This is a genomic window from Staphylococcus caeli (assembly GCF_051413795.1).
Taxonomy (GTDB): domain Bacteria; phylum Bacillota; class Bacilli; order Staphylococcales; family Staphylococcaceae; genus Staphylococcus; species Staphylococcus caeli_A.
On the sequence record NZ_JBOIRQ010000011.1, the window covers coordinates 17848 to 29983 of the forward strand.

At 35.8% G+C, this 12136-nt stretch carries 7 protein-coding genes and 3 pseudogenes; all 10 read left to right on the top strand.

Going from position 1 to position 12136, the window contains the following annotated elements; all coding sequences use genetic code 11:
• The first annotated feature begins 5 nt into the window (after nucleotides 1-5).
• Nucleotides 6-1601 (top strand): staphylopine-dependent metal ABC transporter substrate-binding lipoprotein, encoded by a 1596-nt coding sequence (gene cntA, locus ACSULM_RS07240; RefSeq protein ID WP_436861701.1) that lies wholly within the window; start codon nucleotides 6-8, stop codon nucleotides 1599-1601.
• Between the two features lie 17 nt (nucleotides 1602-1618).
• Nucleotides 1619-2554, top strand: a complete 936-nt coding sequence (opp1B, locus tag ACSULM_RS07245) for a nickel/cobalt ABC transporter permease (RefSeq protein ID WP_436861703.1) — start codon at nucleotides 1619-1621, stop codon at nucleotides 2552-2554.
• Nucleotides 2554-3417, top strand: coding sequence for a staphylopine uptake ABC transporter permease subunit CntC (gene cntC / locus ACSULM_RS07250; protein ID WP_436861704.1), 864 nt, complete (start codon nucleotides 2554-2556; stop codon nucleotides 3415-3417). The genes opp1B and cntC overlap by 1 nt, the downstream gene beginning before the upstream one ends.
• Nucleotides 3414-4229, top strand: coding sequence for a staphylopine uptake ABC transporter ATP-binding protein CntD (gene cntD / locus ACSULM_RS07255; protein WP_436861706.1), 816 nt, complete (start codon nucleotides 3414-3416; stop codon nucleotides 4227-4229). Before cntC ends, cntD begins: the two co-directional genes overlap by 4 nt.
• The gene (locus tag ACSULM_RS07260; RefSeq protein ID WP_436861708.1) at nucleotides 4222-4971 is read left to right on the top strand and encodes an ABC transporter ATP-binding protein; all 750 of its coding nucleotides are present in this window, start codon (nucleotides 4222-4224) and stop codon (nucleotides 4969-4971) included. The genes cntD and ACSULM_RS07260 overlap by 8 nt, the downstream gene beginning before the upstream one ends.
• Before the next feature lie 19 nt (nucleotides 4972-4990).
• Nucleotides 4991-6235: a staphylopine family metallophore export MFS transporter CntE gene (cntE, locus tag ACSULM_RS07265; protein ID WP_436861710.1), complete on the top strand. Its 1245-nt coding sequence runs from the start codon at nucleotides 4991-4993 to the stop codon at nucleotides 6233-6235.
• 90 nt (nucleotides 6236-6325) lie between these two features.
• Nucleotides 6326-7387, top strand: a pseudogene (locus tag ACSULM_RS07270) (GTP-binding protein).
• 455 nt (nucleotides 7388-7842) lie between these two features.
• Nucleotides 7843-7962: pseudogene (locus ACSULM_RS07275) on the top strand (KxYKxGKxW signal peptide domain-containing protein); the annotation flags it as partial.
• A gap of 1290 nt (nucleotides 7963-9252) precedes the next feature.
• Nucleotides 9253-10785 (top strand): annotated as a pseudogene (locus ACSULM_RS07280) (LPXTG cell wall anchor domain-containing protein); the annotation flags it as partial.
• Between the two features lie 147 nt (nucleotides 10786-10932).
• On the top strand, nucleotides 10933-12135 hold the full coding sequence (gene secY2 / locus ACSULM_RS07285; protein ID WP_436861811.1) for an accessory Sec system protein translocase subunit SecY2: 1203 nt from the start codon (nucleotides 10933-10935) through the stop codon (nucleotides 12133-12135).
• The last annotated feature ends 1 nt before the right edge of the window (nucleotide 12136 follow it).

A 12136-nucleotide genomic window follows, 5' to 3' on the forward strand; every position in this document is an offset into this window, starting at 1 on the left:
ACGATATGAACAAAATTTCAAAAATGAGCGCAATTGTTATCGCATCTGGCTTAATTTTAGCGGGATGTGGTAATAACGGCGCAGAAGAACAAAGGGATAAAAAGCAATTAACATACACGACTGTGAAAGATATTGGTGATATGAACCCGCACGTATATGGTGGTTCAATGTCTGCAGAAAGTATGATTTATGAGCCACTCGTTAAAAATACAAAGGACGGTATTAAACCATTATTAGCCAAAAAATGGGATGTTACGAATGACGGGAAAACATATACATTCCATTTGCGTGACGATGTTAAATTCCATGATGGCACACCTTTTGATGCTAATGCAGTAAAACAAAATATCGATGCAGTGCAACAAAATAAAGATTTGCATTCATGGCTTAAAATTTCGACATTAATTGATAATGTGAAAGTGAAGGATAAGCACACGGTAGAACTCAATTTAACAGAAGCATATCAACCTGCTTTAGCCGAATTAGCAATGCCACGACCATATGTGTTTGTTTCGCCTAAAGATTTTAAGAATAATACGACAAAAGACGGCGTAAAAGGTTTTGACGGGACTGGACCATTTAAATCGGGTGAACATAAAAAAGATGAGTCAGCTGAATTTGTGAAAAATGATAAGTATTGGGGCGAGAAAGCTAAACTAAACAAAGTTATCGCTAAAGTTATGCCAGCAGGTGAGACATCATTTCTAGCGATGAAAAAAGGCGAAGCAAACTTCGCATTTACGGACGATAGAGGTACGGATAGTTTAGATAAAGATGCTTTAAAACAACTAAAGGAAAGTGGTGACTATAGAACATTACGTAGTCAGCCAATGAACACAAAAATGATTGTCGCGAATTCTGGTAAAAAAGACAGTGCTGTAAGTGATAAATCGGTACGACAAGCAATTGGTCACATGGTCGATCTCGATAAGATTGCTAAAGACATTTTAGATAATCAGGAAAAACCGGCAACTCAGTTATTTTCAAAAAATGTAACAGATGTTGACTTTGATTTACCAACAAGAAAATTTAATACGAAGAAAGCAGCAACATTATTAGATCAAGCAGGTTGGAAAATGTCTGATAAAGCGGGTGTACGCCAAAAAGATGGCAAGGATTTAACGCTCACAATGTATTATGATAAAGCGTCTGCAAGTCAGAAAGAACAAGCTGAGTTTTTACAGGAAGCATTTAAAAAATTAGGTGTAACGTTAAATATTAATGGAGAAACATCTGAAAAAGTGGCTGAGCGCCGTAGTTCAGGAGATTACGATTTAATGTTCAACCAAACATGGGGATTATTGTATGATCCACAAAGTACAATGGCAGCATTTAAGTCTAAAAATGGCTATGCAAGTGCAACATCAGGTATAGAAAACAAAAAAGCATTGTATAACAACATTGATGAAGCCTTTAAAATTCAAGATCAGCAGGAACGCTCAAATGCTTACAAAAATATTTTGAAAGAATTAGATGATGAAAGTATCTTTATACCGATTTCTCATGGCCGTATGACAGTTGTAGCGCCGAAAGACTTGAGCGGTGTGACATTTACGCAATCACAATATGAATTACCATTCAATGAAATGCAATATAAATAAGGAGCGATTTCATAATAATGTTCAAATTTATATTAAAGCGAGTTCTGTTTATGTTTCCACTGTTATTAGCGGTCAGCTTTATCACATTTGGACTCACGTATCTTACGAATGAAAATCCGGCTGTGGCAATTCTACATGCGCAAGGTGCACCGAATATAACGTCACAACTTATCGATGATGTTAATGCACAATATGGTTTTGATCAACCGTTGTTAATTCAGTATTGGCAATGGCTCGTACAAGCCGTTCACCTTGATTTTGGAACAAGTTATATCACAGGAGACTCTGTTGCGGGAAGGATTGCGCCTGCATTTTTCAATACACTTAAACTTACAGTTGTTGCGAGTACAGCGATTATCATCACATCGATTACTTTAGGAGTGGTGAGTGCTTATACAGCGGGTAGACTACCCGACCGTATTATACGTTCACTGGCTTTCTTCCTGACAGCGTTACCTTCGTATTGGGTGGCATCGATGTTCATTATTTACTTTTCAGTCAAGCTGAATTTGTTACCAACGTCTGGGTTAAATGGTGTAGAAAGTTATATTTTACCAGTAACCGTAGTAACGTTATCCTATGCTGGGATTTATTTTAGAAATGTGAGAAGTTCCATGGTTGAACAACTCAACAAGGACTATGTTTTGTATTTAAAAGCATGTGGCGTAAAGTCATCAACGGTGATGTGGCATGTCTTGAGGAATGCGTTACAAGTTGCAGTATCCATATTCTGCATGTCTATACCAATGATTATGGCTGGCATGGTCGTGATTGAGTATATTTTTGCATGGCCTGGGCTAGGTCAACTCAGTTTAAAAGCAATTCTTGAACAAGATTTTCCAGTAATTCAAGCATATGTACTCATTGTAGCTGTATTATTTATCGTCTTTAATACATTAGCTGATGTCATTAATGCATGGCTCAATCCTAGGTTGAGGGAGGTGCATGAATAATGATGAAACGTTTAATAAATAACAAAATGGCAGTGGTGGCAATTGTAATTATAGCGCTATATATTGTGTTAGGTATTGCGGCACCAATAATAACGCCTTATCACCCTAACAGTATTAATGTGTCCAATAAGTATGCAAATGTGAGTTTACAACATTTATTAGGTACAGATCATTTAGGTAGAGATATTTTAACGCGTTTGATTTATGCAATTCGACCGAGTTTATTGTATGTATTTGTAGCTTTGTTTGCATCGGTAAGTATAGGTGCAACATTAGGTTTCATGTCGGGTTATATAAAAGGTTATGTTGATGTTGTCATTATGCATCTTTGCGATATCATGCTAGCTTTTCCTAGCTATGTTGTAGCACTTGCGCTTATCGCATTGTTAGGGGCAGGTGCTGAAAATATTATGCTTGCATTTATACTGACACGTTGGGCATGGTTCTGTCGGGTAATTCGAACAAGTGTGATGCAATATACTGCTGCTGATCACGTTAAATTTACCAAGGTCATTGGTATGAAAGACTCAAGCATTATCAGAAAGCACATATTACCTTTAACTTTAGCAGACATTGCTATCATTGCGAGCAGTTCAATGTGTTCAATGATTCTACAAATATCAGGGTTTTCATTTTTAGGATTAGGAGTGAAGGCACCTACAGCTGAATGGGGCATGATGCTTAATGAAGCTCGAAAAGTCATGTTTACGCATCCAGAAATGATGTTTGCACCAGGCATTGCGATTGTCATTATAGTCATGTCTTTCAACTTCTTATCAGATGCGCTACAAGTTGCGCTTGATCCGCGTATTGAATCGAAGAAAAGTGTGAATCCAACGAAAAAGGGTGTGATGACATCATGAGTTTATTAACAGTAAAACAATTGAATATTACGGATATACAAACACACCAACAACTGGTATATGACATTCATTTCCAACTAGAAAAAGGAGAAACACTAGGCATAATTGGTGAAAGTGGCAGTGGTAAGACAATTACATGTCGAGCACTGATGGGGTTAAATGACCCGCGTTTACAGGTTGAAGGAAATATTTATTTTGATGATGTAGATTTATTGAAATTACCTAATCAATTGTTGCGTCAGCGTCGTGGTGGTGATATTGCAATGATTATGCAACAAGGTAGTCGTGCATTTGATCCATCTTCAAAAGTAGGTAAGCAAATGTTTGAAACGATGGTCATGCATACAGACCTTTCTAAAAAAAGTATTGAAGCGGTGCTTATTAAATATATGCATTTTATGAAATTGAAGGACCCTGAACAAATCCTGCAGTCTTATCCTCATATGCTGTCTGGCGGTATGTTACAGAGACTGATGATTGTGCTCGCATTAGCGCTAAAGCCAAAACTTATTATTGCTGATGAACCGACGACAGCACTAGATACGATTACGCAATATGATGTGCTTGAGGCATTTTCAGATATAAAAAAACAAATTGATTGTGCGATTATCTTTATTTCGCATGATTTAGCAGTCATTAATAAGGTTGCGGACAAAATCATGGTGATGAAAGCGGGCGTATGTGTAGAGTCGGGCCCAAAAGAAGCGGTGTTATTTAACCCACAACATGATTATACAAAGTATCTATTATCGACAAAGCAAAAAATTAATCACCATTTTAAGACGATTATGAGAGGTGAGAATCATGCTTGAAGTATCTGTGATATATAAAAGTTATAAACGCACACATTTCTTCGGTTCACAAAGGAAACAGATTATTCATGATGTTTATTTTGATTGTCCATCTAACACAACACTTGGAATCATTGGTGAGAGTGGTAGCGGGAAATCAACCTTGGCGCGTATGATACTGGGTATTGAGAAGCCAGATAAGGGAAGCATTACATTAGACGGTACACCTATTCATCGACGAAATGCTCGAGAAAATAAAATAAGTGCAGTGTTTCAGGACTACATTTCGTCATTACACCCATTTCACACAGTACAAAAATTACTTTATGAAGTTTTGACTTTTAGTGGAGAGGTGTCTAGGGGAAGTATTAAAGAAACAAGTATACAGCTATTACAAGAAGTTGGGTTATCCGAAATATATTTAGACAAATATACACATATGTTGTCTGGGGGTGAAGCACAACGCGTGGCAATTGCACGTGCAATTGCTTTAAATCCCCAATATATTGTTTTAGATGAAGCAATTAGTTCATTAGATATGTCAATTCAGACACAGATTCTAGATTTACTCATAAGACTGCGCGAGACCCGAGCACTTAGTTTTATTTTTATCACACACGATATACAGGTTGCGACCTATATTTGCGACGACCTAATTATTTTTAAAAATGGCACGATTGAAGCACAAATGACACCACATGAATTATACAGAACAGAAAATACATATACACGGGCACTGTTAGACAAACAATTATCACTTTAAGAAGAAGGAGTTGAACCATTTGAACAAGAAAGTTAGGAAAGGAACAGGTGATAAAGTGGACAACGTACAAAAACCTCTTGTCAAAACGGCACTGTCGTGGCAATTTTTAAGGTTATATGTATTGACGTTAATGTTCTTCAGTGCCAATGCCATTCTAAATGTGTTTATTCCACTTAGAGGTCATGATCTTGGGGCAACGAACACTGTTATCGGTATCGTTATGGGTGCATATATGCTGACTGCAATGCTATTTCGTCCATGGGCAGGGCAAATTATTGCTAAAGTGGGTGCACTTCAAGTACTTAGACTGATATTAGTGATTAATGCGATTGCTTTAATTATTTATGGTTTCACTGGTTTAGAAGGCTATTTCATTGCACGTGTGATGCAAGGAGTTTGTACGGCATTCTTTTCTATGTCATTGCAAATAGGTATTATCAACGCGTTACCTGAAGAACAACGCGCTGAGGGAGTTTCATTATATTCTCTATTTTCTACGATACCTAATTTGATTGGGCCATTTATTGCAGTAGGTATTTGGCAAATGAATCATATCAGTATATTTGCGATTATAATGATAGTGATTGCACTGTCTACTACATTTTTCGGTTATCGAATTACGCGAAATACACCAAATTCAGAGGATACAACTGATGTTGAACCCCCACCTTTTAATGGAATTACGGTTTTTACACAATTTTTCAAAAATCGAGAATTATTGGTTTGTGGAACGATAATGATAGGTGCATCGATGGTGTTTGGTGCAGTAAGTGTATTTATCCCTCTATATACCATTCAAGGTAGTTTTGCTAATGCAGGTCTATTTTTAACAATTCAAGCAATTGCGGTTGTCGTTGCACGATTTTATTTGAGAAAATGTATACCTTCTGATGGGCAGTGGCACTCAAAATTTATGATTATTGTATTATCTTTACTCGCAGTGGCATCCTATATAGTTGCTGCAGGGCCACACTTGCCCATACTACTCTTTTACGGTGCAGCTATAATGATTGGAATGACACAAGCACTCGTCTATCCTACATTAACTGCGTATTTAAGTTTTACGTTACCTAAAAATGGTAGAAATATGTTACTCGGTCTATTTATTGCCTGTGCAGATTTAGGTATTTCACTAGGAGGCACGGTGATGGGACCGATTTCGGACTGGCTTGGATTTACCTGGATGTACGTTATCTGTGGTTGTTTGGCAATTTGTATGATATTTATGAGTTTGTTTGTTAAAAAAGTGATGATATTAAAATAGAAATGTACAGATTCCCTAGTTGACATCTTAAGTAATTAAGGCTAAATTACAAAACGTAATAATTACGATTTGTAAATAAGAGCTATTTCAATGCATAAAATTCCAGTTACAGTACTAAGTGGTTATCTAGGGGCGGGCAAGACAACATTACTTAATCACATTTAAAAAAATAGAGATAATCGAAAAATTGCAGTTATTGTTAATGATATGAGTGAAGTGAATATTGATAAAGATTTAATAGCTGATGATGGCGGTATATCAAGAACTGACGAGAAGCTTGTAGAATTATCAAATGGCTGTATTTGTTGCACGTTGAGAGAGGATTTATTGAAAGAAGTTGAACAGTTAGTGCGAAAAGGCAATATTGATAATATTGTGATTGAATCTACTGGTATTTCAGAACCTGTACCATTAGCGCAGACTTTTTCTTATATTGATGACGAACTAGGGATTGATTTAACATCTATCTGTCAATTAGACACGATGGTGACAGTTGTCGATGCGCATCGCTTTACTCATGATATCAATTCGGAAGATTTATTAAATGATCGTGACCAAGGTGTAGATAACGCAGATGAACGTTCAATTGCAGATTTATTGATTGACCAAGTTGAATTCTGTGATGTTTTAATATTGAATAAAACAGATTTAGTTACTGCTGCGGGATGGATTAAAGAGTTAACAGAAGGTGGTCATGCACATCACACACCAGAAACTGAAAAATATGATATTGATTCATTCGTATATTCAAGAAGGTTGCCATTTCACACAGAACGCTTCCATACATGGCTAGAAAATACCCCGAGAAATATTGTTCGTTCTAAAGGAATTGTGTGGCTCGCGCAATACAATCGCGTTGCATGTCTGTTATCTCAAGCAGGTTCCTCGTGTAACATTAGCCCAGTGACTTATTGGGTTGCTGCAATGCCACAAAAACAACAACGATAGATTCTTCAAGAGCGAACAGATGTTGCAGAATCGTGGGACATTGAATATGGAAATCGAAATACGCAGTTTGTAATTATTGGTACAGATATAGATACAGAAAAGATTGAACGTGAACTTGACACATGTCTGTTGAAGCATAATGAAATTGATGCAGATTGGAGTCAGTTAGCAGATCCATATGGCTGGGTGATTAATAGAGGTTGAGCTTAATTTAATAATTTAAATTTTTAGTATGTAATTATTTTAAAAAAAAACTATACAATTGAATGCAATTATGATAATTTAATTTACAATATTAATAGATTTGATTTAGATTATCATCAAATATGCTTTAAGTTTTAAGGATGAGTGATGTGATATCACTTGTCTTTTTTTATGAAATAAAGGGAGTTGTAAGTTGTTTAAGTAGTGTAGAATCGCTACTTTATCAGTTGTTACATTAGTTTAGATAAAAAAGATAAAGCACATCTAAATGGTAAGCTATATTACTTTTTCATTACATGAGAGTGAAATATTTATTAATATTTACATAAAAATGCGTTTAATTATTGTAAAAGTTTTTTCAATGTCGCATAATCTAATGATAAATTGAAATTAAGAGTGCAATTTTTATTTTGTTGTATTATTTTATTTTTGAAAAAAATGAAAAGAGGAAAATGATGTCGAAAAGGGAAAGAGATTTTAAAAGTAGCTTGAATCAAGAAACAGCACGTGTCAAAATGTATAAATCTGGAAAGAACTGGATTAAAGCGGGAATAAAAGAGATTAAATTACTAGGCGTTATAGGAATGCATGTATTCAATAAGGAAAGTGTCGAAACTGAAGATGAAGCGAGAAACTTGAATTCTGTCAAAAAGAAAAGATCGATTCAAACAGCAAGTGTGCTCACTGGAACCTTTACTATAGCAATGTTACATGACCAACAAGCAATGGCAGCTTCGGAATTGCCAGTAATTTCAGAAATAAGTTCTCTAAGTGGAACTGTTGGTAACCAAAATTCGACAACGATAAGCCAATCTGAAACTGAGGATTCAACGTCAGTGAATTCTGAAACATCATCGGAGTCAACAAATAGTGAAAGCGTCATCTCGACATCAGAGAAAACTGATAGTGGAAGTACAAGTAGTTCTTCAGAAAAGGCTAATAGTGAAAGTACATCTGCTAACTCTGGAAATACACAAAGTGAAGCTGGAAATTCTGAGAGTAACACAAGTGAAAAATCAACTTCTACTGAGAGTAACAACATAAAATCAGATTCAGAGTCAATAAACAATAGTAGTAGCCAAAAATTAACATCAGAAAATAGTAGTATCTCAACTTCTGACAAAACAACATCTGAAAAAAGTACAAGTTCAAATTCTGAAACTATAAAAGAAAGTAGTACAGGTAAAGAAACAACAAGTTTAAGTACATCAGAAAAAGACTTAGGATCTAATTCTATAAGCATGTCCACATCTGATTCTACTAGTACAGCTCCTGTTAAATTTAGAAGTTTAAGGCTAGTTAGTACAAACATGTTAGCTGCAGCAGCTACAACAACTCAGACTAGCACATATACTGGTTCTGGTATAGATACAACCTATAACATTCCAATTTATTACAAGTTAGTAGCAACGAGTGATGGTAAAAATATTACATTTACCTATACTATCACTTATGATAACCCTAATACTTCAACAATAGAAACAGCGCCTACAAACTATTCAAATAGTGTATCAATTTATAATACATCAACAAGTAGGGCACCAATGATTAAAATTGGTAATGGTTTAAGTGCACCAACTACAACTGCGAAGATGGGTGTAACAGATACAAATGGTAACTTTATAACACAAATTCCGGCAAATAACAGTGTACCGGTTACTGCCAATAATGGTGGATACTCATGGTCTGCAGATGTAGGGATGAATGGATACTATGCAAAAATGGGTTATGGACTAACAACCGTATTTACAGTCCCAGTTAATAGTAGCGGTGATACAACTTGGACATTCACGCCATATTCTGGATTAACATCTGGTACTACGAATTATTTTAAAAATACTATAACAGGTTTGGACCCAGTTGCATCTGTATCGTTGAGTACATCAACAGTAGCAAGTGCAAGTACATCAACGAGCACCTCATTATCAAAAGTAGCGAGTACATCAACGTCAACAAGTACATCGTTAAGTAATTCGGCGAGTACATCAACGTCAACAAGTACATCGTTAAGTAATTCGGCGAGTACATCAACGTCAACGAGTACATCGTTAAGTAATTCGGCGAGTACATCAACGTCAACAAGTACATCGTTAAGTAATTCGGCGAGTACATCAACGTCAACAAGTACATCGTTAAGTAATTCAGCAAGTGCCTCAACATCATTAAGTACATCAGTGAGTGACTCAGATAGTGCATCAACATCATTGAGTACGTCAGTGTCGGATTCAGATAGTGCATCGACGTCATTGAGTACGTCAGTGTCGGATTCAGATAGTGCATCGACATCATTAAGTACATCAGTAAGTGATTCAGACAGCGAGTCAACGTCATTAAGTACGTCAGTGTCAGGATCAGATAGTGCGTCGACATCACTAAGCACGTCAGTAAGCGATTCAGACAGCGAGTCAACGTCACTAAGTACATCAGTAAGTGATTCAGACAGCGCCTCAACGTCGTTGAGTACGTCAGTAAGTGACTCAGATAGTGCATCGACGTCATTGAGTACGTCAGTGAGTGATTCAGATAGTGCATCGACATCATTAAGTACATCAGTGAGTGATTCAGACAGTGCGTCAACATCGTTGAGTACATCAGTGAGTGATTCAGACAGTGCGTCGACATCATTAAGTACATCAGTGTCAGGATCAGACAGTGCCTCAACATCATTGAGCACGTCAGTGAGTGACTCAGATAGTGCCTCAACATCGTTGAGTACATCAGTAAGTGATTCGGACAGTGCGTCGACATCATTAAGTACGTCAGTGAGTGATTCAGACAGTGCGTCAACGTCGTTGAGTACGTCAGTGAGTGATTCAGACAGTGCGTCAACGTCGTTGAGTACGTCGGTGAGTGATTCAGACAGTGCGTCGACATCATTAAGTACGTCAGTGAGTGACTCAGATAGTGCCTCAACATCGTTGAGTACATCAGTGAGTGATTCAGATAGCGCCTCAACATCATTGAGTACGTCAGTGAGTGATTCAGACAGTGCGTCGACATCATTAAGTACATCAGTAAGTGATTCAGACAGTGCGTCGACATCAATGAGTACATCAGTGTCAGGATCAGATAGTGCGTCGACATCAATGAGTACATCAGTGATACACTCAGAGTCAAATAGTGGAAGTGATAATACTTCAACATCAAATAGTCATTTTGCTAGTGAGTTAACATCATTAAGCACTTCTGAGACAACTGTGGGGCAATCAACAGATTCACAAATTAATAGAGGATCTGAAGCAAGTCATCATGCGAAGCAAACTGAAGCATTACCAGAAACAGGCCAGTCTTATGATAATCAATCAGGATTGATTGGTGCAGTATTAGCAATGCTTGCAGGTCTTGGATTAGTTAGAAAATCTAAAAAGAATCGAAAAGACAACAAAGAAAAATCTTAATTAAGATTTTCAGTTAAAAAAGAGGCTAAGAGATAAATCATTTTAAAGTCCATATAATTTATGGCTATAAAATGATAATATCCTTAGCCTTTTTGATATAATGATTCAAAAAAGAGGTGTATTGTGAAAAATAAATTTACAAAACATATTTTTAAGCAAAATGAGTATAAAGTACTTTATAAAAGACTGTTATTCACTTGTTTGATTTTATTTATATATATATTAGGAAGTAATATCTCATTGGTTGCAGAAAATGGGGTACAGAAACATGATGATTCATTTTACAAAATAGCAGTTTCAAATATGGGAGGAGACATTCATACACTGAATATTTTCTCGTTAGGGCTAGGGCCGTGGCTGACTGCCTTAATATTTTTTAGTTTGTTGGCGTATAGAAACATGGATAAGGCATCTAGACAAACACGTAAGGAAAAACATTATAAAGAAAAAATATTAACGTTAGTTCTTAGTATTATCCAGGGATACTTTGTAATTCATGAATATGTTATAAAAGATAAAATTCATTCGGAAAATATATTTATATTACTTTTAGTCATAGTGACAGGAACGATGTTATTGGTTTGGATGGCAGATCAGAATATAAGGTATGGCATAGCAGGACCAATGCCAATTGTATTAATGAGTATTGTGAAATCATTATTTCAACAAAAACTAGCAGCGCTACATACAAGTACTATCATCTTAAGTTTTATTATTGTGGCTATTGTTATAGCGTTATTTGTTTTGCTATTGATGGAACTCATTGAATATCGAATGAATTATCGAGATATTATGAATTTTGAAAATCAGGAAATAAAAAAATACCTTGCATGGAAAGTAAACCCAGCAGGTAGTATTTCAATCATGATAAGTGTATCTGTATTTATCATACTTAATAATGTAATTAATCTGGTATTAGCTATGTTTATGGATCACGACAAATCACCCATGCAGTTACTTACTTTTAATAATGCAACGGGTATCACACTTTATATGTTTTTACAAATTATATTAGGTTACTTGTTATCTAGATTCATATTAAACACTAAAAACAAAGCGAAAGACTTTCTACGGTCCGGTAATTATTTTGTAGGGATTCAACCAGGTGAAGAAACTGAGAGATTTTTAAATCAGAAAGCACGAAAAATATGTTGGATTGGATCAATTGTTGTCGCGTGCATTATTGCAGTACCATTGTATAGTACATTGTTTGTGCCACAATTAGCACAACAAATTTACTTTGCAATACAGTTGATAGTTTTAGTGTATATTAGTATTAATATTGCAGAAACGATTAAAACGTATTTATATTTTGATAAATATAAGAGATTTTTGAACAAGTATTGGTGAG

What these genes read in the sequence shown, in the direction of transcription:
- cntA (WP_436861701.1), top strand. Translation starts at nt 6, where the DNA reads ATGAACAAAATTTCAAAAATGAGCGCAATTGTTATCGCATCTGGCTTA.
- opp1B (WP_436861703.1), top strand. Translation starts at nt 1,619, where the DNA reads ATGTTCAAATTTATATTAAAGCGAGTTCTGTTTATGTTTCCACTGTTA.
- cntC (WP_436861704.1), top strand. Translation starts at nt 2,554, where the DNA reads ATGATGAAACGTTTAATAAATAACAAAATGGCAGTGGTGGCAATTGTA.
- cntD (WP_436861706.1), top strand. Translation starts at nt 3,414, where the DNA reads ATGAGTTTATTAACAGTAAAACAATTGAATATTACGGATATACAAACA.
- ACSULM_RS07260 (WP_436861708.1), top strand. Translation starts at nt 4,222, where the DNA reads ATGCTTGAAGTATCTGTGATATATAAAAGTTATAAACGCACACATTTC.